Consider the following 22,158-nt stretch of genomic DNA (forward strand, 5'->3'; position numbering starts at 1 on the left):
GAAGTGACGCGTGCAGATGCGGCGGATTAGAAGGTGACGTTGATGGTCAGCGCACCGGTGTAGGTGCTGCTCGACGCGCCCCACTGGTTGCGCGGCACGGTAATCTGGAAGCGGAACGACGTTTTGGCAGGATCGAGGGACGTGCCAGCAACGTCAGGGATGAAGTACTGCAACTGATCTCCATTCGCGGCTTTGAGGACGCCCACGTAGCGCTGGGCGGTCATATCGAACTGACCGCCAGCGGCGCTGAAGGTCAGGGTCGGCTGATCCGTGGGATCACACTGCAGGGGCACTTCAGCGGACATGACCGCGTCGGTTTGATAGGTGTAAGTACCCAGGCTGCTGAGCGTGGCAGAACCGACCACGCAGGCCGCTTGGGCGCTGGAGAACAGCAGGCAGGAAATGAAGGTGAGTCGGCGCATGAGGCTCCAGGAAAGAACGTTAGAAGCTGATGACCAGCGACACGCTACCCGTGTAAAACCCGCTGGACGCGTTGAACTGCGGTGCCGAGGGCCAGCCCGCATTGACCAGCGTAACGGAGCGGGTGGCACCACGGTACGTTCCGTTGATGACAGGTGAGTTGGGACCGGTGACAAACCAGGCTTCGACGTTGAGCTGATCGGTGGTACCGGGTGAAAACTGCGTCAGGACAGCAGTGACATGTGCGCCGGGGGTGGAAGTGGAGGTGGTGCCGATGAGGGTGCGCTGGGAGATGGGGGTGTTCTTGTTGCAGTAGACCGAGACGGACACCTGTCCCTGGGGGCCACTGGTGACACTGCCCGCTTTGTACTCGGGATACAGGTCGATGGTCGGCGCACTGTTGGCTTGATCGAAGACGCAGCTGCTGCTGGTGGTGACATTGAGGGGAATGGTGGTGCTGGATTGAGCGGCGAGGGCAGCGGAGGTGAGGCTGATCAGGAGCGCGAGCGGGTGCAGTCGGGGCATAAAACTCCTTGGATGGTGGGGGCGTTGAGAATACTGTAGCGACGGCAGTCTCACGGGAAGCTGACGGGAAATGCCAGCAGCCAGAGAAACGCCTGGTGCGTGACTCTGGCTGCTGGAGTAAAGGGTTACTTCGAGAGGCTGATGTTGTCGAGAACGTAATTCGCAGACCCGGTAACATTCCCGAAGGTGACGCGCTTGAGGTTGGTCCAACTGCTGTCCAGCGTAATGGTCTTATACGCCACGTCCGGGTTGTCAAGCGAGGCGGTGATAGTGTTCCCGTCCGCTTTGTACCCAGTAAGTGTGAAGCCGACCTCGTTGCCAAAGGCCGGAGCAAAATCGAAAGACTTGAGCGTGAAAGGGGCCTGATCGATGGAAGCGAGTTGCAGCGTCACGCTAGCGTCGAGATTGGCGATGGGTTGGCTGGGCCGAGGGTGAAAGCCATTCCCGAAATCTTTGGAAGGCTGAACCACATCTTGATTTCCCGTTCCGTAGATCTGGTAGCCCTGCTCCTGATAAGACTGATAGAAGCGAACATCCCTACTGGCCACAGGCGGAGTATCGAAATTGAGCGTGACACCTGTGACTTTCTTACCCGCTTGGACAGTGACGCTCTGGGTGCCGACGACTGTTGCACCGTTTACGCAGCTGGTGGTGATGGTGTACGTCCCAAACGTCGCGTACGCGTGATCCTTGGTTTCGATGCGGCCTACCGTAGGAGACGCCACGCTGGTCGAGGCGCTGCCGTCGCCCCAGGTGACCGAGCAGGTGACTGGGCTGGCAAAGCTGCTCTTGACATACGCACGCACACTGTCGTCGCTGGTCGGCACCGGCAGGACGTTGAGGTACACCTGCGGCGCGAGGCCCTGGGCACTCAGGGTGTCGCCAAACCCGCGCCGGTTCAGATCGGCTATGACCTGAGCTTCCAGGGCTTCGGAGGTGGTGCTATAAGTCTGACCCCCTTGACCTATCGGGGTCGTCCTGAATTGTGCGGCAGGCTGAGCGGGTTGAACTGCTTGCTGAGAGCAGGCGGCCAGGCTGAGGGTCAAGAAGGCGAACGCGACATATTTTTTCATGATGTGACCTCTGAAATCAGGGCAGTGACTGAGAAGCGACGCGGTCATCATTCACACCGTGCAGCGCCGCTCGTTTAGACGGAATTGTTTATTTTGAGACGTGAATGTTATCAACCAGCAGCCAGTTACGATTAGCAGTATCGTTGCCAAAGGTGACCTTGGTAAGATTGGTCCAAGCTGAACCGAGTTGGTACGTTTGCATTTGATCGCCAGAATCGGAGAGAGCTACAGAGAGACTACTCCCATCCGATTTGTAACCCGTCAGAACAAAATTCGCTGATGTTGACTCTAGGCGCTTATAGTCGAAGGAAGTTAGAGTAAAGAGGTCAGAGGGAACAACTCCCATCATGATAAGGCTTGTGGTGTTATCGCAGCTACAAAGCGTCTGACTCGAATTAAAAGTGTAAAAATTAAAGGGCGATCCTTTTCCAAATTGATAAATGCCATCGGGCACATTCATAGTGAAACTATAGCCTTTTTCTTGATATTCACTGGAGTAGATTTGAACTTGATTGTCGCTTACCACAGGATTTTCAAAGTCGATAATCGTGCCGGTGGCTTTCTTACCCGCCTGGACAGTGACGCTCTGGGTGCCGACGACGGTTGCACCGTTTACGCAGCTGGTGGTAATGGTGTACGTCCCAAACGTCGCGTAGGCGTGATCCTTGGTTTCGATGCGGCCCACCGTAGGAGACGCCACGCTGGTCGAGGTGCTGCCGTCGCCCCAGGTGACCGAGCAGGTGACCGGGCTAGTAAAGTTGCTCTTGACATACGCACGCACACTGTCGTCGCTGGTCGGCACCGGCAGGACGTTGAGGTACACCTGCGGCGCGAGGCCCTGGACACTCAGCGTGTCGCCAAACCCGCGCCGGTTCAGATCAGCCATGACCTGAGCTTCCAGGGCCTCGGACGTGGTGCTATAGGCCTGCCCCCCTTGACCTATCGGCGGCGTCCTGAATTGTGCGGCAGATTGAGCGGGTTGCACCGCTTGCTGAGAGCAGGCGGCCAGGCCGAGGGTCAAGAAGGCAAACGCAACGTACTTTTTCATGAGGTGACCTCTGGGGATTGAGAAGCGGCGCGGCCAGCATTCAAACTGTGCCGCGCCGCTTGTTCAAACGGAGTTGATTATTTCGAGACGTTGACGTTGTCGATGATCAAATATGCACTATCACTAAGAAGTTCCACTCGGGTGAGGTCAGTCCAGTTACTGTCGAGGGTGACTGTGGTGTTGTTGTCGGTGCTCGTGGTCGAATGTAGGGTAACAATGGTGTTGTTTGACTTATAACCAGTAACCGTTACTCCAAACGTTCCGCCCCTGAGGAATTGTAACTTGCGGTAGTCAAACTTCATTAGACTGAATGGCGCATTGTTAGCAGCTTTTATTATTATTGCATCAGGCGGACCATAGTTACTGCTCAGACCCTGTGTATTAATGTTATAATAACTAAAAGGGCCATTCGGTGCGAAAACAACCAGACTGGAAGAATCAGGCTGTTGGGTAGTGAAAGTGAAGCCTTTTTCCTGGTAGCTGGCGAACAACAGGTAGCCAGGAGCTGGTAGGGGCGCAACGGGATTTTCGAAGTCGATAATCACACCCGTAGCTTTTTTACCCGCTTGGACAGTGACGCTCTGGGTGCCGACGACGGTTGCACCGTTCACACAGGTGGTGGTGATGGTGTACGTGCCGAACGTCGCGTACGCGTGATCCTTGGTTTCGATGCGGCCTACCGTAGGAGACGCCACGCTGGTCGAGGTGCTGCCGTCGCCCCAAGTCACCGAGCAGGTGACTGGGCTAGTAAAGCTGCTCTTGACATACGCACGCACACTGTCGTCGCTGGTCGGCACCGGCAGGACGTTGAGGTACACCTGCGGCGCGAGGCCCTGGGCACTCAGAGTGTCGCCGAACCCGCGCCGGTTCAGATCAGCCATGACCTGAGCTTCCAGGGCTTCGGAGGTGGTGCTATAAGTCTGACCCCCTTGACCTATCGGGATGGCACTCAATTGTGCGGCGGGTTGGACTGCTTGCTGACCGCAAGCGGCTAGACTGAGGGTCAAGAAGGCAAACGCAACGTACTTTTTCATGTCGCTCCTCGGGAGTTGGTGCTTAGAAGGCGACGATGTAATCGGCGGTGTTGGTGTAGTTGTTCTGGCTGGAGGCACCGTACTGCCCAGGCAATGGGGTGGCGGTCAGCGTGTAGATCCAGACGTCGCCGCCGCTCGGTCCAGTGGTGGGCGTGGTGGGATCTTCGCCGTAGCCGAGAGCGACGTTGAGCACGTCACCGTTTCCGGCAGTCAATGCCAGGGACAGATCGGGTTCGTTGGCCCAGTAAGTGGTGAACGGCTGGGTGCCGGTATTGCACAGTACCGAGACATCGGTCTGACCGCTTTGCGGTTGGGCCTCAGCCGCTTTGTAGGTGGGAATGGCGATGGTGGCCGGGCCGCCGGTGAAAACGCAGCTGTTGAGGACAGTGCTGTTGACGGGGACGGGGGTGCTGGTATTCGCAGCGAACGCGAGGCTGGTGAGCAGCAGGGCGGCAGTTGGCAAGATCAGGTGTAAGCGCATGTTGTTCCTCGGGGTCGGCAGAGACCGTGTTCAGAGAGTGAAACCAAATGCGGGCTGCGGGCAAGGGGAGTGCCGACAGCCCAGCGCAATGGATTTAGAACGTGACGGTGATGGTGGTGCTGCCGGTGTAGCTGCCCGAGGAAGCGCTCCACTGGTCGGCTGCGGCGCTGGGGACGATGCTGTAGACACGGCGGTCGCCGCCTGCGTAGGTGCCGCCCGTGACGGGGACAGTGTCGGTGCTGGTGCCGAGGGTGACGGTGGCGCTGAGGGTGTCGCCGCCGGTTTTGGTGAGGGTGACGGGGCTGGTCAGAACGGCTGCGCCGGTCGGCAACAGGGCGAGGGTGCCTTTGTTGCAGTACAAAGTGGCAGTGCCGTTGGCGACGATAGAGGAGCCGGTGGCCGCGACGTAATTGAAGCTGGCGGCGGTGGTGGCTGCGGTGTCGAAGACGCAGCTGTTGGCAACGCTGGCATTGATGGTGACGGTGGTGCTGACGTCGTCAGCCAGAGCGGTGGTGAGGGTCAGGGCGGCGAGCATAGCGATGATCTTTTTCATAAGTCTCCTGTGACTGCTGACGTGTGAGATGGCGTCTTGGGTTTGAGCGCGAGTGGCAACTTCAGATGGTTCTTTGGGTGAGTCATACTCACGGATGAAGCTGTATTCAATGAGTGAACTATAGGAATCAGCTCTTGCAAATTTATTTTTTGTTCAAAATGCCACAGAGCACACCTACACTGCCCGACATGTTTTTGGTGAGTAAATTTATGTGGTGAGCTGGGCAGTCTTGTACAGAGGCCATCCAAGCGGCGGCTTGAGCTGGGGCATAAAGGGACACAAACGACCATTCAACACCCTTTATACTTGGCCAATTCATGCACGCCATCGCCTATTACCGCGTCTCCCGCCAGAAACAGGCCGCCTCCGGTCTCGGCCTCGAAGCCCAGCAAGCCAATGTCGCCCGGTTCGCCCGGTCACGTGGGTACGAAGTGATTGCCTCATTCACGGAAATTGAGACTGGCACCAACAAGCGTCACAGGCCCGAACTCGCCCGCGCCCTCGAGCAGGCCAGACGGGAAGGGGCTGAACTGCTGATCGCCAAACTGGACCGACTTGCTAGAAACGTCCATTTCGTCTCCGGCTTGATGGAGAGCAAGGTCAAATTCACGGCCGTCGATCTGCCGGAAGTGGATTCATTGACGGTTCACATCCTTGCCGCCGTGGCCGAACAGGAAGCCAAGATGATCTCGACGCGCACCCGAGATGCACTCCAGGCGGCCAAAATGCGGGGCGTCAAACTCGGCACGCCAGGGAATCTCACCTCAGAAGCGAGGCAGCGCGGTTCACAGGCCGGGCGGCAGCGGGCCATCGAGGTGTACCGGCTGGTCAGCGGCTACATTCAGCTGCTCAGATCACAGGGCCTGTCGTTGCAAAAAATTGCTTCGCGCCTCAATCTCGAAGGCCACCGCACGGTCATGGGCAAACGGTGGCAACCGACTCAGGTCAGAAACGTACTGCTCAGAAGTATGAGTTCGGGAACGGATCATTGAAATGCAGCTCAATCCACCGTCTGAGCTGCTACCTCGAACTGGCTAACAGCCTCTTCCAACGGCGTCCGGCCCTGAGCGATGTTCAGCGTCAGGTCGAAGAGGTCATCCAGACTCAGGGTGAGGCGCAGATCATGCATGGCCAGCCACACTAGGGCGCAGCTCAAAGCGGTTCGTTTGTTCGCATCGATGAAAGCGTGAGCACGTGAGACGTAATAAAGGTAAGCCGCCGCTTGAGCGGGTACGCTGGGGAATCGGCGCTGCCCGAAGATCTCCTGAGTCGGCTGCGCCAATGCGCTTTCAAGCAGCCCAGGCTCCCGCAATCCCGCTCCGCCCCCGTAGCGCGTGAGTTGACGCTCGTGAAGGTCAATGACTTCTGCGAGCGTCAATCCTTCAGGCATCCGCCAGCCGCCGGAAGAGGTCATCGTATTCTGTGAGGATCTGGTCTCGGGCCGCCGCGAACTTCGCCTGACGCTCGAGCTGGGCGGGAAGGGTGGCGGTCTGGGCGGGCGTGATGACGATGGCGTTGCCCTGAATCTCGATCTCCACCTCACTGCCGATGCCGGTCAGTTCCTTCATCTCCCTGGTGATGACGAGCGCTTCACTGTTGCCGAGTCTGGAGAGGGTCTTTCGCATCCCTGAGTATAACGCTGTTCGTACATCAATTCGGTTTTGGTCTCACAGGGATGCGAGATCTGGATCGCCCGGTGACCCACCCTGTCGAGTCTGCTGCCGCAAATACGCCGATGCTGGAATTCAAGGGTGTGCGTTGAGATTGCGGTTCTCAAGTGACCCGGCGACTCGGAACACGACCATCCACGGTGACTTCATGGAGATCACGTGTCACTTATCCAAGCAGGCAAGCCGCAAAGTAACGTGAGTGAATGTGGAGCCGAGCAGATCACGAAGCGCTGTTGTTGACTCTCGCGGTCGCCGAGTCCCAGCAGCAGCTTCTGGATCAGCTGGTACAAGGCTCAGTCAAGGCACTGACGGGGGTGACCTTGTGGCGTCAGGAGGACGGCCTCAATCGTTCGTCTCAGACGCTCACAGACCTTCAGGGCTGTTGGAGAATTGGCCTCGGTCATCAGCAGCACGAACTCTTCACCGCCGTAGCGGGCGAGTAGATCGCCCCGGCGCAACTGGCTCTTGAGCAGCACACCCACCTGACGCAGCACCTGATCACCGACCAGGTGGGAGAAGCGGTCATTCACCGACTTGAAGTGATCGATGTCGCACACCACGATGCCGAGCTGCTGATCCGGCGACAATCCGGTCAGGGCGACATCGAAGGCCCGGCGGTTGGGCAGCCCGGTCAGCGCGTCTTCATTGGCGTGCTGCTCAAGCCGCGTGAGTAACTCGGCGGTCTGGGCCTGGGCCGCCTGCAGATCACGGTTGGTTTCCTCTAACTTGGCGTTCAGGTGCTGCGCCGCCTGCCGTTCGTGCTCAGCTTGCTCCAGATCGAACTGTACTCTCAAGCTCTGAAGCCGCTGATCGGAAGCGGCACTGAACAGCTCTTTATTGAGCTGGAGATGCTGTTCAAGGTGAGTCAGCGCCTCCTGGTAGCGCCCTGCCCGCCGGTAAAGCTTTGACAGCGCCAGATCAATTTCGCACAGCTCACTGCGGAGTTGACCGTGTTCAGCCAGGGTACGTGCGCGGTTCAGGGCGCTCAATGCATCCTGCACCTGACCCGACGTTCCCAGCAGTTCGCCCAGACGCAGCAGGCTTTCGATCTCTACACCCTCATCTCCAATGGTCTGGGAGATCTCCAGACTCCGTTCAAACAGGTGCCGCGCCTCTTCCAGTCTCCCCTGCTGCTGCTCTACCCGCCCTAGGAGCAGATCGAGACTGGAAATCTCGGCCTGGTCTCCGGCTTGCTCCATCAGCACGCGGGCTTGCAGATACATGGCCTGAGCTTCCGGGAATTGCTTGAGTCCAAAATGGGCGTACCCGGCATTCCGGAGCGCCAAGGCGTCCAGCATGGGATCGTCTTCATCGTGCACCTTCAGACAAGCGACGGCGGCCTCCAGCGCGTCGTCGTGCCCCCCTATCCCATTGTAGGACACACTGAGATTGTTAAGGGTGCGCCGTTCTACGGAGGGCAGAGCATGTTGCCGACTCAGTCCCAGAGCCAGAAGGTGGTAATGCAGTGCATTGGGATGATCACTCATGTTGTTGTAGGTCGCCCCGATGTTGAGGAGCGCGTTGGCCTCGCCTTCGACATTTTTCAAGGTCACGCTCAGCTGCCTGACCTGCAAGAAGAGTTCCAGCGCTTCGACGGGACGGCCTCGGCGGGCCTTGACGATCCCCAGTACGTTCAGACTGTCGCACTGGCCCTTCTGATCTGCCAGTTCGACGTAGAGGTGCAGTGCCCGCTGAAGTTCGGGTTCCGCCCCATTGAAATTTCCCTGATTCGTCAGTCCATACCCGAGATAAAGGGTGGCACGGGCCAATTCAGCGATGTCTAAGGGCTGCTCCAACAGGAGATGTGAGACGCGAACACATTCCTGCGGAGCGCTGCGCCGACAGGACCAGCTCGTATCCAGCAGCGCCCGGATCTGGTCCAGGGAGAGGAGAGGGGAGTCAGAACTGAGAATCGGCATGGAGGGTGCAATTTCAGATGGAATGGGCGAGGAAGAGTCGGCGAGATCTTTCACTGAGCGCACCTTGGTCACATCAAACATACCTCGGAATGCAGCCTACCTATTCTCCTCTCACCGCAACCTCTCAAGCATCGGGCATACCGTCCAGGCCGCACGCTGAGCCGAATCTTCATCAGCGTCTGTATGTTCTGAGAGAAGGAACAGGGGCAGCGATGCACCACTTACCAAATCCAGCAGCGTGGCCTCTCAGTCACGGCTTTCAATGTGACGACCACCTTCAGCGCTGAAGCTGAGGAACTCGGCTTTGATCTCAAAGTGAATTGCGGCGGGCTTTGAGGCTACGGCACTCAAGCGGCCCAGCAACTCGGAGCGTCGCCGCCAGTGGTGTCACGCTTTCATGGACTGCCGAAGCACCTCGGCATGCGCTGAACTGACCGTTCCCATCTGCATACGCACTGCATCAGTATCTTCAACCGACGGTACCGCTTGCAGGTTTACTTCTCCACGGGAGCGAGGGAACTTAGGAGACCCGCCTCACTGCCACGAACCTGCCGGAGGCGTCAAGAGGTTGGACTGAAGATGATCGTAAAGCTAAGGCTGAATATAGAAATGCTCCTCCTTCACTTCAGCTCAAGGACGTTCAGAGTCGGCACACTACAGCCACAAAAGCGCCGCACGATCGGTCGCTGTTTGGAGGATTCCCATGAGTGAACATGATTTTGTCCGCCTCTCCGACCTGACCCGCGACCAGAGCGATAACACCAGTGCTGATGGGGTCTACGATCCGACCGGTGACATTGCCTACGGCAGCAACGGCGAGAAAATCGGCACCGTTCGGGACGCGTTGGTCGAGTACGACACCGGCCTCATCCGCTACTTTCTGGTTGACGCCAATGCTAAGCAGGTGCTGATTCCAGTCGGCAACGCCCGACTGGATGACCAGGGTGTATATTTCGATCAGCTCACCAATGAACAGGTTGGCCACATGCGGAGCTATAGCTTCGAAGAGGGTTACGGCCCAGAAGCGCAGGAAGCCGATGAGCGCGTGCTGCGCGGAGCGCACACGACGGAGACGACCGGTGAACGCGTCCTCCATGCTGCTCAGCCAGGTGCGCAAGGCACGCCCCCCGTCATCCAGGACGAGGCCCAGACCAGCTACCGTCAGCAGGCGCAGCGCACACCAGATAGATTGCGGCTGCTCGAAGAGCGCTTGGTCGTGAACAAAGACCGCTTCGTGGCTGGCAGCGTGGAGATCAGCAAACACGTCGAAACCCGTCAGGAGCAGGTCAATGTGGCTTTGCAGCGCGAGGAAATCGTCATCGAGCGTCATCCGGTCACCGAGGTTCGCGCCGCTGCTGAGGGCACGGTGCTGGGCGCAGCCAGTGAGACCATCCAGGTAGACCTCGAAGCTGAGCGTGCCAACGTCGGGAAGGAAGCGTACGTCACCGAGGAGATCGGTGTGGGCAAACGTACCGTGACCGATAACCAGACAGTCACGGAAACCGTCGGCAGGGAGGTTCTGGACGTGACAAAAACGGGAGAGGTGCGTTTAGAAGGCCATCAGACTGCCGCAACCGATCCCAAAACCACTCGCTAATGTTTTAGGAAGGAACTTTCCTTTTCTCCGCAGTCCTCAGTGAAGTTTCGGGCTGCCTTGACGCCGAGTGAGAACAGGTCGTCGAGCAGGTTGAGAGTGCAAAACCGGCGGGCCGTTGAGTTGAACTCAAGCCGTCGGTTTTTGGGATCATATCCAGTGGCGTAATTCGAAATCGGATCGCACCGTGCCTGCAGGGTGAAGCTGTGTCACCTTCGGCGCTTCATCTAGAGACTGGGGGACAGCCGAAGAGACACTTGCCGGTCACAACGGAGACCGGCATGCCCGAGAACAATCCAGTTGGGAGTCGTTCGTCCCGTCCGCGCCAACGGGCGCGAACGGCTCCCGACTCATCTGTCAGAACCTTCCGGGCGACTGGAATCAGCATCTCATGTTTTAATTGCTTTTATGACTTCTGAATCTTCAATGCCCTTCAAGAGTGCCCTGATCATCGTCAATCCAAAGAGCGGTCAGGGAGAGAGTGGCGTCGAGCAGTTCGCCCAGTACCTCAAAGACGCCCAGGTGCGTGTCGAAATCCGTGAAACCACAGCTGACGGGACGCCGGACGACTATGTCCGGGATTTAGAGAACTTCGACGCCCTGGTCGGCGCGGGCGGGGACGGAACCGTCAGCAGCCTGGCCTACGCTGCCCGGTCATTTAATAAGCCGTATTTGCCCTATCCAGCGGGCACAGCCAATCTGATCGCCCAGAATCTCGATCTGCCCAAAGACCCGCGTGAGCTGGCCGACCTGTTCCTATCCGGCCGGACCGTGGTGCTTGACCTGGCTGAGCTTGAGGTGGACGGCAAGGTTCACGGTTTTGCCATGCTGGCAGGGCTGGGACTCGACGCAGCCATGATCCGCGACAGTGAACACACCAAAGATCGCCTGGGTGTGGCCGCTTACGTAGCGAGCGCCTTGAAGCAGCTCCGTCCCCAGCACGCCCACTTCAAGCTGACGCTGGACGGCAAAGACCATCAGGTCGAGGGGATGGGCGTGATGGTTGCTAACTTCGGGATGGCCAATTACCGGGTGCCGATCACTGGCGATGTGAGTCCCGCAGACGGGAAGCTGACGGTAATCGTCCTAAAGGGCAGCAATATTACGAGCCTGCTTCCGACGCTGCTCGGTAGTCTCCGGGCCAAACTGCATCTGGGGAACGCTGATCTCGGCGACAGTCTGGAAACATTCGATGCCGCAGAGGTCAGCGTGCAGGCCAGTCAAGCCTTACCCGCGCAGTATGATGGGGAAACCCTTGAAGGAGACGTTGAGGTCTTGAAAGCCAGGGTGCTTCCAGGAGCAGTTCGCTACTTTACACCAGCGGCCTTGAAGGATCTGACGACTTGATTTCTGCAAGAGGTCTCGCCCTGATCTGAGAGTAGACACGTGGAGTTGGAGGCCGACCCACTGCTGTCAGACGCAAGACCACAATCCAAACATCACCGATTCTGTCGGTGATTGCCAAATCGCATTCCAACGCAACCGCCCACCCGCTCTATAGGTTGTTAAATGTCTGTGAAAGGAGACCAAATAGAATCCGGTGTTACACTGCGCCGATGAAAACGGAGTCATATCAGGTTCGTGAGGGCAAGAAGTTGAGCCTCAAGGAGTACGACCCCAACGAGACCACAGGCGTCACCAAGGAAGAGGCCGCCGTCCGCAAACCTCAGCTTCAGCTGCACCTGGTCAAGCTTCAGGAACGGTTGCACGCCGAAGAAAAGCAGAGCTTGCTGGTGGTACTCCAGACCCGCGATGCTGGCGGCAAAGACGGGACGATCAAGCACGTCTTCACCGGGCTCAATCCGCAGGGCGTCAATGTCACGGGGTTCAAAGAGCCGACCCCGCTGGAGCTGAGCCATGATTTCCTCTGGCGGGTTCACGCGCACACACCAGTCGCGGGAATGATCGGCGTCTTCAACCGCTCTTACTACGAGGACGTGCTGGTGACACGGGTTCACGGTGAGGTGGACAAGCAGGAAGTCGAGCGCCGGTATGACGAGATCCGCGCCTTCGAGATTTCTCTCCAGAACCGTGGCACCCGGATCCTGAAGCTTCATCTGAACATCAGCAAGGATGAACAGAAAAAGCGCTTCCAGGATCGGCTGGACGATCCTGAAAAGCACTGGAAGTTCAGCCAGAACGACCTCGATGAGCGTGCCCTCTGGGACGACTACACCAAGGCTTATCAGGACACGCTCAGCGCCACCAGTACCGCCACCGCCCCGTGGTACATCATTCCCGCTAACCACAAGTGGTTCAGGAACGACTTGATCATGCATATTCTGCTGGAGACCCTCAACGATATGAATCCTCAGTTTCCCAAGGTGGACTTCGATCCCAGCAAAATCATCATCGAATGAGCAGCACCACGGGTGCTGCTCAGCTGAAGACGCCGTGGACATGAGACTCTGCGTCCCCTGCCCTTGTGTTCAAGTGCGGGAGATCCAGTCTGAAATCGGACCGGGACTCCCGCATGGTTAGAGGCAAACGGGCGGCGTCAACAGGCCAGTCGGTGCCCACGGGCCAGGCGGTGTACTGCACGGTTCGGGGCCTGCGTACGCACGCACGGGTTTACGGGCGAAATCATCCAGTGACCATCGTGATCGTTCCGGGGCTCGGCTGCGCTTCATGGATGTATCTTCGGCTCGCCCGCTTGCTCGCCCAGCACCACACCGTCTGGCTCTATGATCCTCCGGGGCACGGGCTCTCCCGAGGTCACCGGAACGATCCAGTCATTACCGAGCAGTTGACCGATCACCTGGCGATGTGGCTGGAGGCGCAGCAGCTCAAGCGTCCGGTGCTTCTTGGTCATTCCCTAGGTGGAGAAGTAATCATCGAGCTCGCCGTGCGGTATCCCCAGTTGGCGGGAGCGTTGATCGCGGTAGCACCCACCGGCATTCCCGAGAATCCCAGCCTCCTCAAGCAGATGCGGCGGTTGGTTCGGGACATCCCCCGAGAACGGCTGGCCTTTTTGCCGCTGTCCCTGATTGCTTACCTCCGGACTGGGGGGCGACGCTTCTACCGGCTTGCACGCGCGGTTGAGCACCAAAGTGCGCTCCCATTCTTGGTGCTGATCTGCTGCCCGGTGCTGCTGATTGGCGGCGCTCGCGATCCGGTGGTGTCTTCGGGAGCCTTGCAGCGGCTGACCGGGGGCTGGCCTCATCTTCAGGTAGTTGAGCTGGCAGGAGCGCCGCACGCCTTGACAGATGCCAACGCCGATGCGGTGACTGAGCAGATACAGCGGTGGTTGGGTGGCATTCACTTGACTGAACAGGCTGATTGACAATTGTGGCAGGGCCAATCGCGTTGGTGCACGAGTGTGACTTCTCACGTCGTCTCGGAACCAGGGCCGACCACTTCGGTGAACGAGGGATAAGCGATTGGACGTGTGAATGGATATCCAGAGCAGACACCGTGCCATAAAAGTGGCGCTGTAAATCTAACGTTCATCTCTTGTTGTGCTCTCACTTATCCGCTCGTCTTCATGAATCTTAATTGTAATAAATCAAATGATTTGCGCCGTCCTGACATTTAAATTTCTGTCATACGCATAAGGCAGATGGGTTGAGCAGAAAGAGTGTGAAACTCAATGATCGAAATGCGAGCTTTAAAAGGAAGTCTCTTATGAAGAAAATTCTCCTGTTGTCACTAATCCTGTCCGTTTCTCCCGTAGCTTTGGCACAGAGCGCAACGACCGACACCACGACCACGGGAACCACGACGACCACACCGCTTGACCCCAATGGGGACGGCGTGGTCGATACCAACAACAATGGCCGCGCCGATACCCGCGAGTTCCCCTGGGGACTGCTGGGCTTGCTCGGGCTGGCGGGACTGTTTAAACGTCAGCCCCCCGTGGTTCATGTTGATCCCCGCGACACCGTACGTTCCTGATTCTTAACACCCAAGTCAAGGACGCTCACCCTGAATTCAGAGTGAGCGTCCTTGACTTGACTTGCCGGTCAATACACTGAGAGATAGATGGACGATAGCGGAGGCGAGGAACGCTTCTAAAACTTTGTCGCTCTGCGCCTCGAACAAACGCTTGTGTATCTCGCCGTCTCGGTGATCTGCAAGGCCGCCGGGCGTTTAGTCCAGCGAAACGGTGCTGCAAACCGCCCGAATCACAGCAAGGAGATGGCTTCGTCTGGGGCATAAAGGTTCTCAAATGTTGGAGACAGTCATCTGATTGCAGCGGCCGTCCTCAACCGCCGGTGCTCCTGCTTCTCCAAGTACATCCGCTCGTCGGCTAGATTAAGCAGGTCGCTGCCCTGATCGTCGTCACCTTCGGCAAAGGCCAGTCCCGCGCTGGCATCGACCTCCGGAAAGCCAGCGACCCGGGTCTTGGCCACTGCATTCCGTACCCGTTGCATCAAAGTCTCGCACCCGGAAGAGGAGGCCCGTACCAGAATGGCGGCGTACTCGTCGCCGCCCAGCCGATAGACCCGGTCCTCGGCGCGCAGGCTGGAACTCAGTGTCCCGGCAAAGGTCACCAGCAGGGCGTCGCCGCGCTCGTGGCCTTCGCAGTCGTTGAGCTGTTTCAGGCCGTCCACATCGACCATCAGCACACCCACCGGATCCTTGCTGCGGCGGCGGCGCTCCAGTTCTCGTGCCAAATCCTGTTCGAAGGCGCGGCGGTTGCCCAGCCCGGTGAGCGAGTCGATCAGTGCGGCATGTTCTAGCTCCAGCAGGTAGTGCTGGCGTTCCAGATTGATTCGCACGCTGCTGGCGGCAGCCTGAAACAGGGCCTGATCCTCGGTGGTCCAGGGACGCCGTTCTCCGCGTCGCACAGCCACGTACAGAAACTGCTGCTCCCCGAGAGTAGTCAGCGGCACGAAAGCGACGCTGCGCACGCCGAATTGCACGAAGGGTTCATGAGCTCCCGACTGCGAACAGTAGTCATCGATGAACAGCCCCTCCTGCCCCTGCATCACCTTCCAGATCAGGCCCTGCCCACGGGTCAAGCCCTCTTCCATAATCACGGCAAAATGGTCAATCTCCTGGGTTTTTTCAGTCTTGTCCCAGGCCGCCACGATCCTCAGCTGGTCACCTTCCTTGACCACCAGACTGCCCCAATCAACGTCTCCAGCTTTGCCAACCACCCTAGCCGCATCAATGGCCACTTTCTCCAGCGACATTTCGGATTGCGCCAGCTTCGAAACTTCCAGCAGGGCCGCCGTGTATGTCGCAGCGCGGCTCAGGTCGATCTCGGCCTGTCGGCGCAGGGTGATGTCCTGGGTAATCGACATTCCTCCGAACACCTCGCCTGAGGCGGCCTCGCTCTGAGGTGACGCCGGATCCGGTTCAGTTCTCAGCGGGAGTGTCCGGATCAGATCAATGCCTCCCTCACGGACCATCTCGCGTTCGGTCACCTGGCCTAGCAGCGCCGCACGGTAGTCTGCTTCGATCAACGCCGCGACCTCGGGCGAATACACCTCACTGGGCGTCTTGCCTTCCAGCAATTCGGCGCTCAGGCCGACTGATTTCAGACCGGTTCCGTCCACCAGGGTGTAGCGCAGCGATGAATCGAACAGCATCAGGGTGCCGTCGGGAAAATTGGCGGCCACCGTGTGATACAGGCGATCCCGCTGGCGCAGCTGCTGTTCGACCCTGATCCGCTCGCTCAGATCGGTGATGACCGCGATCCCCCCGACACCCTCACCGGTCTCGTAGGGAACCACCACCGTCAGGGTCGGAACGCTCTGGCCGTCAGGACGCCGAAACGTGATGTTCTGCCGGGACGCTCGGCCCGCGAGGCGCTCGGCTCTAGCGGCCATCAGCCCGTTGTGCTCGGCTGGCTCAATCAGCTCGAACGACGACATGCCAATCATCGATTCTGGAGTTCGCCCCACCATCCGGGCGTAAGCCGGATTGACGTACCGGTACAGGTGGTCGGGGCCAGTGATGCCCAGCCCCTGGCCCATGTTGTTCATCACCTGCTGCACGAAATTGTGCTCGCGTTCCAGGTCGGCCACCGCCTGTTCCTGACGCCTGATCATGGGAAATAGCAGGCCCAGGCCCACCACACCGAGCGTCACCAGCGTGAGCAGCAGCGAGCCCAGTGCCACGCTGTCGAGCTGGAACAGCCGTTCCCGGACATGAATCCCGTCGATGGTCACGACCACATCGAGGGCGGGCAGCAGTGAACCCTGGGCGGCGATTTGCAGCGTCACGAGATCAGCGTTGAGCTGTGTCAGCTGGCGATTCGGGGCCTGCTGAAGTCTCCAGCCAGCCAGCAGGAAGGCCCGAACCTGCCCGTCGAGGGCCGAGGCCCCGAAATATAAGTCTCTCACGTCCTGCGCAGGGGTCTGTGGCGGATACAGCGAGGAGTCGACATCAATCAATTTCTTATGCGCTTCTGCCATCTGGTTGAGCGCCTTAGACAGGTCTTCGCGCAGACTTTGGCGTTGGCTAGTCTGGGACAGCACCAGCTGCTGCCCCAGCAGGGCGATGCGCTGAGAAAGCATGCGCTGCTGCCCCGCGACATTGATGAGCTGGGCGTCGCGCTGCTGAGTCTCGACACGCCCAGTCACGCGGGCGAATGACACTACGCTGAGAAGCGCCAACACGGTCAGCAACAGCAACGCCGCCGAACGCACGTACAGCGAGGCTGGGTGCAGACGGGAGAGGTTGAGTTGGGCAAACCGTGAGACGGACAAGGAAACCTCTCAGGAATTGAACAGTGAGCGGGGAGGTTGCTTCCGGTCCTGATGACACTTGGCACCTTACCCGAGTTGAGAGTAGGCGCACGACTGTGACACCCGACTGACAATCGCCATACCCAAAGACGGTCTGAGGGTGACCTAAGAATGCGCAGATGGAGATTAGTGCGTATTCCGGTCGTGTTGGTCGGTGGATTTGTAGTGCCATCCGCAACTCTAAAACTCCATATTTTCCGTAAAACGCTTTAGTTTTCCGTACTTCTCCCGATCCTTACCGTTCAAAGGAACCCACCGAAGAGCCGACTTTTCCCGTGCTGAGCGGCACCAACCCCACTTCCCCGTCCAATTCCTCATATACGGAAAAAGATTATTTTCCGCCATACTAATCTCCACTGGCTGACTTTCAGCCATCCGGAGGCCAATCAAATGTCGAACCAAGAATTCGTTCAAGCCTGAACCCACTACCTCACCAGTGAAGAGGGCCGTTCCCCCGCCACCGTCAAGGAATATTCGAAAGACCTCCGGCTCCTGATGAACTGGCTCGACCAGCCCGCCCGGCCCCACTTCCAACCGGACTGGCAGTGGGTCAGCATCGGTGCCCGCGAGTTGCGAAGTTTCCTGGCCCAGCTTGGCCCCGCGCCGCGCCGCCACCACCGGCTGGTCAGTTCATGGCGCTCGTTCTGGAAGTTCCTCAGAGACGTCCAGCGAATGCCCGGCGTGCAAGCTGGCCCGGATGAACTCAAGCGCCCTAAATTGCCCAAACGCCTGCCGGGGGCGCTGAGTCTTCAGGAGGTGGCCTTGCTGCTGAGCACCGCTCACCATGACGCCTCGCTGAGCCGGGGAGAGCGCAACTGGGCGATCATTGCCTTTCTCTACGGCACCGGCTTGCGGATCTCGGAAATGCTGATGCTCACCTTCGAGAGCATCGAGTATCAGGGTGGTCAGCCTTCCGCCATTCGGGTGGTCGGCAAGGGCGACAAGGAACGGCGCGTTCCACTCAGCCCAACGGCCCAGACAGCTTTAATGCGCTGGCTCAGACAGCGCAAGATGTACGGCCATCCCACGGCGGCCTGGGTCTGGTCGCCGCTGAGTGGGAAACGCACTGGTCAGCCGATGCAGGCCAGAACCATTGAGAAGATGATGGACGCGGTGGCGCTGCGTGCTGGGCTGGACGTCAGGAAGGTCAGCCCGCACAAGCTCAGACACTCGTTCGCAACAGCACTGGTGGAAAACGGACGCAGCCTCGACGAAGTGCGGGATCTGCTTGGCCACGAATCGATTGCCACCACCCAGATCTACGCCCACACCTCCCAAAAGCGCATTGCGGCGGCGGCGGCCAGCTTGCCGGATGTCATCGGATTGGCGATGCCCGCCCAACCGGCCAGGCTGACGAATTTGACTTCCTCTCGTGCGGGTTGAGCGTTTGCCTGGCTCAGGTCGTTCACTCCCACCGACGACCCAAGCAGGAAACGAAAGCTTAGGACTTGCGCGAAACTGGGCAAATTTGAGATTCTGAGCTGTTAGGAAGAGCTCGAAGAGTCAGTCGAAAACGGTACTGCGAGTTTTGGCTGCAACACAGATCAATCGGACACAGACCTATTTTGCTGACCACATCGACGACAACGTTTTCGGAGTGTCATGGTTATGCCTCCTATGATCGGGGCTTAACTCCACCTGCGCAGAATTGACTGAACCCCAGACCTAACATGTCAGAAGAGTGTGAGTGTAAATGAGGTTTCGTGGTAGGAATGAAACTTTCCTCGGTCGTTTTTTTGACAGGCTTAATTCTATCCAATTCTACGGTGTACGCGACTAGACTTAGTACAGACCAAAACAGAATAGCTTCTCAGCTAGGCGGGGAACGTCGGACAGATTGTGAGTCCAGAGTTGTCCCACTCGCAAAGCAGATGCTAGTACCAGAGTTGCTTAAGTTGCGTCCAGATGCCACCACACTGGTAAGATGCTCAGCTTATTACTTTATAAATCATTCCAAAATGCGTCTTGTTTGGAAAGAGAAATTAAAAAACCTAGGTTATACTGTCGGTGATTGGAAAAAAGAAGGCAATAGCTGGAATCTGATAGCTACGTCGGGAAAAATAAATAGTATTGGAAGTTTTTCTATAAGTAATAGTATTTACGCAGAAGTAACTCCAGACGCTGGCCTAATTACTTTCTTGGGCGTAGAATCCAACAAGCTTTCTAAGTAAAGTTGGAATAGCTTGCTAAAAAACAATATTCATGGGCAAGATAAAACTGAATCCTGCACGGTTCAGGATGATCATCAGACAGGCATTCAGCAGAAATCCCCAAAGTCAGTGTTACAGGGGGGATGGGCTTATCAGCGTCAAGCTCTCACTAATAGGAAGGGAGATCTTTCCGATTACAAGGGCATGAGGATACCCTCAGTAGAACAACACGGTCAGCCAAGTGTTTTTTTTCAACAGATGCCATGCACTCGGGCGAGTCAGGCCACGGCTCAATGGGAGAGTTGGACGGCCTTTCATAGGTAACAGGAGAATTTCACATAGGGCATCGGCGCTAACAGCTGAGTGACAGGGGACGACCCACGCATGAAAATGACGGCTGAGCAGCGTCATCAGCCTCAGCTGATTATGCGCGGTCGCAGCGTCTGGAGCGTAACCTCGCCCACCCTGAGCGGCGCCCAACCCACCCAGAACTGTACTCAGCGTTAACAGGCGAACGATGGTCCGGTTCAACATAGCGCTCCTGTCACGGCTGGCTGATGAGGAGAGTGATCTGCTTCGGATCCAACTGGGTCCGACCAACGAGAACACTGCTCAGCACCATGCGGTACATCACTACGGTGGTGTAATACTGGCCGTTGCCGGAGAGTCGAAATAGACCGTAGCGCTGCCCGACCCACGGCCGGGTAAGCCCCGGTAGGTACGGCCAAGCGTCGTCATCGGCGCTGCTCTGGTCAAAAAGCCGTTCTGCCCTCAAATCCCGCTTCCTACTTTCTCCACTGCCCACTTCTCTCCGCGCTCCTTAGAATGTCGTCATGTCGCCTTCGCCGGTTCGTGTTCGGGTAAGTAAGTCCTTTGACTTCAGTTTTAGACGAAAGACCAGCCAGGTGTGGCCAACGTATTGGAGATCAACACCCGTGCTTCCGGCGGCACCGATCTGGCAATGGGTGGCAGCGGCGTGAGCGGTATCACGTTATTGCTGGACGCGGCAGTCGGCAATATCAGGTACGATTTTGGTGAAACGGGTGTGCTGGTCGCCGAATCTAAGACCGCCCGTATCGTCAGCCCAGCGTTGCTGGAAGCTGGCCCAGCGCTGGAGCAGGGGTGAATACTTTTCTAGAACAAGTCACGCTGCCCAGCGGCACGCTCAGCTTGGAGGTGGAGCAGGCCGGATGGCCGCTGAATGAACTGCTGCGTTACGCGGTGCGGCGCAACCCGAAGCGTGGGTTCTTGTTTGTCAGCCGTGTGCTGGGCAAACATCTTCCGGTTCGCCCAGCACTGGCCCGCCGAAGCTGGGCGGCGCTGGCAACCCAACTGCCCCCGCTGACCCGGCCCCATTTCATCGGGCTGGCCGAGACCGCCACTGCGCTGGGCGAGGGTGTGGCCCGCGAGTGGATGCTTCAGCACCCCGACGTGCCCGCTAGCTTTCAGCACACCACCCGCTACCGCATTAGCGTTCCGCTGCTGCTGCGCTTTGACGAGCCGCACTCGCACGCGCCCGCCCACTTGCTCTATGACCCCGGAAAATTGGCCCGCAGTGCCCGCGAGTTGGTGCTGGTTGACGACGAACTCTCCACCGGGACGACCCTGCAAAACCTCGCCGCCGAGTGGCGACACCTGCATCCGCACCTTGAGCGTGTGGTGCTGGTCAGCTTGACCGATTGGTGCCCCAGACGCGGGGCGCTGGCCGAAGCGCTGGGCGTCCCGACCTCGTTTGTCTCGCTGCTGCGCGGCACCTATACCTTCACCCCCGATCCGGCCTGGCAGCCGCCTCCACTTCCGGCGGTGACGGGCAACGGAGCCGATAAAACCGCCTTGCTGGCGCAGCACAGCGCCCGGCTGGGCCACCTTGTTCGGCCAGATGTTCAGGAATTGACCCTCCAACTCGGTCAGCGCCTTTTGGTGTTGGGCACCGGTGAATATCAGTTTCCCGCCGCGCAGTTGGCCCTTGACCTGGAAGCCCAGGGCCACGATGTCTATTGGAGCGCCACCACCCGGAGTCCGGTTCTGGACGGCCTGGCGATTGAGCACCGCTTGACCTTCACTGACAATGTGGGCGACCGCATCCCCAATTACCTCTATAACGTTGTTCCGGACGACTATGACGTGATTTTGGTTGGCTATGAGGGCCAGTGTCAGCCTGATCCGGCCCTGCTGAAGTTGCTGGGCGACCGGGCGCGGGCCGTGAAGCTGACATGACGGCCCGAATGGATCAACACTGCCGCATCGTGGTCTTCGCTGACCTCGACGATACCCTGTTTCAGACCCGGCGCAAACTGCGCGGCGACGAGGGCGTGCTGACTCCGGCAACGGTGGACACGCGGGGCGAGCCGCATTCGTTTCAGACCCCGGCGCAGGCGGCGCTCCTGGACTGGCTGAGTCAACCGGGCATCGCCGTCATTGCGGTCACGGGGCGCGACCTTGCTGCCATGTCGCGGGTCAGGCTGCCCTTCTCGTCGTGGCAGGTGCTCGACCACGGCGCGACCATGCTGGAACCCGGCGGCGCGGTGCATCAGCCTTGGGCCAGCAAAGTCGGCGCGGCCTTGCCGGAACTTCAGGGGGAATTGCGGATGCATCACGCTTCCGGACTGGCCCTGGCCGGTACGCTGGGCTGCACCGTCCGGCTTCATACCGCGCACGGCCAGCCTATGATGCTGGTGGCCAAGCACCCCGGTGCTGACGCGAATGCGCTGGCCGCCATGCAACACCACTGGGCGGCCGCTGCCAGTCCGGCCTTCAGCGTGATTGCCAACGCCAATAATGTCAGTGTGTTGCCGCGTGAACCGGGCAAAGCGGGCGCAGTGCGGTACTTGCGCGAGAAGATATTTCCCGATGCCCTGCTCAGCTTTGGCCTCGGCGACAGCGTGAGCGATCTGGGATTTTTGCAAGCGTGCGACTTCGCGCTGACACCTTCACGGGGTCAGTTGCTCAACGCGGCGGCGGCGGCTGGGTTGGTACAGCGGTGACGGTTACCA

22 protein-coding genes and 1 pseudogene are annotated in these 22,158 nt (G+C 58.6%); 11 read left to right on the plus strand and 12 right to left on the minus strand.

The window, feature by feature from the left end; genetic code table 11:
* Positions 1 to 26: 26 nt before the first annotated feature.
* The 7 genes from EHF33_RS14620 to EHF33_RS21765 form a co-directional block, all read right to left on the minus strand.
* Complete coding sequence (locus tag EHF33_RS14620) at positions 27 to 422, minus strand: hypothetical protein (protein ID WP_124873492.1); 396 nt, start codon at positions 420 to 422, stop codon at positions 27 to 29.
* 19 nt (positions 423 to 441) lie between these two features.
* Positions 442 to 945: a hypothetical protein gene (locus tag EHF33_RS14625; RefSeq protein WP_124873494.1), complete on the minus strand. Its 504-nt coding sequence runs from the start codon at positions 943 to 945 to the stop codon at positions 442 to 444.
* A gap of 125 nt (positions 946 to 1,070) precedes the next feature.
* Complete coding sequence (locus EHF33_RS14630) at positions 1,071 to 2,018, minus strand: hypothetical protein (protein ID WP_124873496.1); 948 nt, start codon at positions 2,016 to 2,018, stop codon at positions 1,071 to 1,073.
* A gap of 88 nt (positions 2,019 to 2,106) precedes the next feature.
* Positions 2,107 to 3,066: a hypothetical protein gene (locus EHF33_RS14635; RefSeq protein WP_124873498.1), complete on the minus strand. Its 960-nt coding sequence runs from the start codon at positions 3,064 to 3,066 to the stop codon at positions 2,107 to 2,109.
* A gap of 77 nt (positions 3,067 to 3,143) precedes the next feature.
* Positions 3,144 to 4,100 carry a hypothetical protein gene (locus EHF33_RS14640; RefSeq protein WP_124873500.1) on the minus strand — a complete coding sequence of 319 codons (957 nt, stop codon included), beginning with the start codon at positions 4,098 to 4,100 and terminating at the stop codon, positions 3,144 to 3,146.
* Positions 4,101 to 4,122: 22 nt separating this feature from the next.
* A complete protein-coding gene (locus tag EHF33_RS14645) occupies positions 4,123 to 4,581 on the minus strand; it encodes a hypothetical protein (protein ID WP_124873502.1) in 459 nt (152 codons plus the stop codon).
* A gap of 94 nt (positions 4,582 to 4,675) precedes the next feature.
* On the minus strand, positions 4,676 to 5,134 hold the full coding sequence (locus tag EHF33_RS21765) for a hypothetical protein (protein ID WP_124873504.1): 459 nt from the start codon (positions 5,132 to 5,134) through the stop codon (positions 4,676 to 4,678).
* A gap of 317 nt (positions 5,135 to 5,451) precedes the next feature.
* Here EHF33_RS21765 and EHF33_RS14655 point away from each other — a divergent pair, with 317 nt between their 5' ends.
* Entirely contained in the window at positions 5,452 to 6,126 is a 675-nt protein-coding gene (locus EHF33_RS14655) for a recombinase family protein (RefSeq protein WP_124873506.1), read from the plus strand.
* 8 nt (positions 6,127 to 6,134) lie between these two features.
* Here EHF33_RS14655 and EHF33_RS14660 read toward each other — a convergent pair whose 3' ends face one another.
* The 3 genes from EHF33_RS14660 to EHF33_RS14670 all read right to left on the minus strand — a co-directional run bounded on the left by EHF33_RS14660 (position 6,135) and on the right by EHF33_RS14670 (position 8,600).
* Positions 6,135 to 6,524, minus strand: coding sequence for a type II toxin-antitoxin system death-on-curing family toxin (locus EHF33_RS14660; RefSeq protein ID WP_241191372.1), 390 nt, complete (start codon positions 6,522 to 6,524; stop codon positions 6,135 to 6,137).
* On the minus strand, positions 6,517 to 6,759 hold the full coding sequence (locus EHF33_RS14665) for an AbrB/MazE/SpoVT family DNA-binding domain-containing protein (RefSeq protein WP_124873510.1): 243 nt from the start codon (positions 6,757 to 6,759) through the stop codon (positions 6,517 to 6,519). The genes EHF33_RS14660 and EHF33_RS14665 overlap by 8 nt, the downstream gene beginning before the upstream one ends.
* A gap of 338 nt (positions 6,760 to 7,097) precedes the next feature.
* The gene (locus EHF33_RS14670) at positions 7,098 to 8,600 is read right to left on the minus strand and encodes a GGDEF domain-containing protein (RefSeq protein ID WP_164473537.1); all 1,503 of its coding nucleotides are present in this window, start codon (positions 8,598 to 8,600) and stop codon (positions 7,098 to 7,100) included.
* 826 nt (positions 8,601 to 9,426) lie between these two features.
* On the opposite strand from EHF33_RS14670, the gene EHF33_RS14675 reads away from it, so the two are divergent.
* The 5 genes from EHF33_RS14675 to EHF33_RS14695 all read left to right on the plus strand — a co-directional run bounded on the left by EHF33_RS14675 (position 9,427) and on the right by EHF33_RS14695 (position 14,211).
* Positions 9,427 to 10,320 carry a PRC and DUF2382 domain-containing protein gene (locus tag EHF33_RS14675; protein WP_124873514.1) on the plus strand — a complete coding sequence of 298 codons (894 nt, stop codon included), beginning with the start codon at positions 9,427 to 9,429 and terminating at the stop codon, positions 10,318 to 10,320.
* A 405-nt stretch (positions 10,321 to 10,725) separates the two neighbouring features.
* Positions 10,726 to 11,664, plus strand: coding sequence for a diacylglycerol/lipid kinase family protein (locus EHF33_RS14680; protein WP_124873516.1), 939 nt, complete (start codon positions 10,726 to 10,728; stop codon positions 11,662 to 11,664).
* A gap of 209 nt (positions 11,665 to 11,873) precedes the next feature.
* A complete protein-coding gene (locus EHF33_RS14685) occupies positions 11,874 to 12,677 on the plus strand; it encodes a polyphosphate kinase 2 family protein (RefSeq protein WP_124873518.1) in 804 nt (267 codons plus the stop codon).
* Between the two features lie 230 nt (positions 12,678 to 12,907).
* Positions 12,908 to 13,600, plus strand: a complete 693-nt coding sequence (locus EHF33_RS14690) for an alpha/beta fold hydrolase (protein ID WP_241191373.1) — start codon at positions 12,908 to 12,910, stop codon at positions 13,598 to 13,600.
* 296 nt (positions 13,601 to 13,896) lie between these two features.
* Positions 13,897 to 14,211 (plus strand): hypothetical protein, encoded by a 315-nt coding sequence (locus tag EHF33_RS14695; RefSeq protein ID WP_338135045.1) that lies wholly within the window; start codon positions 13,897 to 13,899, stop codon positions 14,209 to 14,211.
* 287 nt (positions 14,212 to 14,498) lie between these two features.
* On the opposite strand, the gene EHF33_RS14700 is transcribed toward EHF33_RS14695, so the two are convergent.
* Positions 14,499 to 16,976, minus strand: coding sequence for a diguanylate cyclase (locus EHF33_RS14700; RefSeq protein WP_124873522.1), 2,478 nt, complete (start codon positions 16,974 to 16,976; stop codon positions 14,499 to 14,501).
* Positions 16,977 to 17,450: 474 nt separating this feature from the next.
* Here EHF33_RS14700 and EHF33_RS21770 point away from each other — a divergent pair.
* Both EHF33_RS21770 and EHF33_RS14705 read left to right on the plus strand, forming a co-directional pair.
* A pseudogene (locus tag EHF33_RS21770) lies at positions 17,451 to 17,663 on the plus strand (hypothetical protein); the annotation flags it as partial.
* A gap of 24 nt (positions 17,664 to 17,687) precedes the next feature.
* The gene (locus tag EHF33_RS14705; protein WP_241191384.1) at positions 17,688 to 18,398 is read left to right on the plus strand and encodes a tyrosine-type recombinase/integrase; all 711 of its coding nucleotides are present in this window, start codon (positions 17,688 to 17,690) and stop codon (positions 18,396 to 18,398) included.
* Positions 18,399 to 19,709: 1,311 nt separating this feature from the next.
* Here EHF33_RS14705 and EHF33_RS14710 read toward each other — a convergent pair.
* Positions 19,710 to 19,940, minus strand: a complete 231-nt coding sequence (locus EHF33_RS14710) for a hypothetical protein (RefSeq protein WP_124873524.1) — start codon at positions 19,938 to 19,940, stop codon at positions 19,710 to 19,712.
* Between the two features lie 132 nt (positions 19,941 to 20,072).
* On the opposite strand from EHF33_RS14710, the gene EHF33_RS14715 reads away from it, so the two are divergent.
* From EHF33_RS14715 to EHF33_RS14725, 3 genes are read left to right on the plus strand one after another with little or no spacing between them, the layout of a single operon-like run.
* Positions 20,073 to 20,291, plus strand: a complete 219-nt coding sequence (locus tag EHF33_RS14715) for a hypothetical protein (protein WP_124873526.1) — start codon at positions 20,073 to 20,075, stop codon at positions 20,289 to 20,291.
* Positions 20,288 to 21,382, plus strand: coding sequence for a phosphoribosyltransferase domain-containing protein (locus tag EHF33_RS14720; protein WP_124873528.1), 1,095 nt, complete (start codon positions 20,288 to 20,290; stop codon positions 21,380 to 21,382). Before EHF33_RS14715 ends, EHF33_RS14720 begins: the two co-directional genes overlap by 4 nt.
* Entirely contained in the window at positions 21,379 to 22,149 is a 771-nt protein-coding gene (locus tag EHF33_RS14725) for an HAD family hydrolase (RefSeq protein ID WP_241191374.1), read from the plus strand. The genes EHF33_RS14720 and EHF33_RS14725 overlap by 4 nt, the downstream gene beginning before the upstream one ends.
* Positions 22,150 to 22,158 lie beyond the last annotated feature (9 nt).

The sequence above is a fragment of the Deinococcus psychrotolerans genome (genome assembly GCF_003860465.1).
GTDB lineage: Bacteria > Deinococcota > Deinococci > Deinococcales > Deinococcaceae > Deinococcus > Deinococcus psychrotolerans.

Excerpts from the sequence above, each read along its gene's own strand:
- EHF33_RS14620 (WP_124873492.1), bottom strand. The coding sequence starts at position 422 with ATGCGCCGACTCACCTTCATTTCCTGCCTGCTGTTCTCCAGCGCCCAA.
- EHF33_RS14625 (WP_124873494.1), bottom strand. The coding sequence starts at position 945 with ATGCCCCGACTGCACCCGCTCGCGCTCCTGATCAGCCTCACCTCCGCT.
- EHF33_RS14630 (WP_124873496.1), bottom strand. The coding sequence starts at position 2,018 with ATGAAAAAATATGTCGCGTTCGCCTTCTTGACCCTCAGCCTGGCCGCC.
- EHF33_RS14635 (WP_124873498.1), bottom strand. The coding sequence starts at position 3,066 with ATGAAAAAGTACGTTGCGTTTGCCTTCTTGACCCTCGGCCTGGCCGCC.
- EHF33_RS14640 (WP_124873500.1), bottom strand. The coding sequence starts at position 4,100 with ATGAAAAAGTACGTTGCGTTTGCCTTCTTGACCCTCAGTCTAGCCGCT.
- EHF33_RS14645 (WP_124873502.1), bottom strand. The coding sequence starts at position 4,581 with ATGCGCTTACACCTGATCTTGCCAACTGCCGCCCTGCTGCTCACCAGC.
- EHF33_RS21765 (WP_124873504.1), bottom strand. The coding sequence starts at position 5,134 with ATGAAAAAGATCATCGCTATGCTCGCCGCCCTGACCCTCACCACCGCT.
- EHF33_RS14655 (WP_124873506.1), top strand. The coding sequence starts at position 5,452 with ATGCACGCCATCGCCTATTACCGCGTCTCCCGCCAGAAACAGGCCGCC.
- EHF33_RS14660 (WP_241191372.1), bottom strand. The coding sequence starts at position 6,524 with ATGCCTGAAGGATTGACGCTCGCAGAAGTCATTGACCTTCACGAGCGT.
- EHF33_RS14665 (WP_124873510.1), bottom strand. The coding sequence starts at position 6,759 with ATGCGAAAGACCCTCTCCAGACTCGGCAACAGTGAAGCGCTCGTCATC.
- EHF33_RS14675 (WP_124873514.1), top strand. The coding sequence starts at position 9,427 with ATGAGTGAACATGATTTTGTCCGCCTCTCCGACCTGACCCGCGACCAG.
- EHF33_RS14680 (WP_124873516.1), top strand. The coding sequence starts at position 10,726 with ATGACTTCTGAATCTTCAATGCCCTTCAAGAGTGCCCTGATCATCGTC.
- EHF33_RS14685 (WP_124873518.1), top strand. The coding sequence starts at position 11,874 with ATGAAAACGGAGTCATATCAGGTTCGTGAGGGCAAGAAGTTGAGCCTC.
- EHF33_RS14705 (WP_241191384.1), top strand. The coding sequence starts at position 17,688 with ATGCCCGGCGTGCAAGCTGGCCCGGATGAACTCAAGCGCCCTAAATTG.
- EHF33_RS14725 (WP_241191374.1), top strand. The coding sequence starts at position 21,379 with ATGACGGCCCGAATGGATCAACACTGCCGCATCGTGGTCTTCGCTGAC.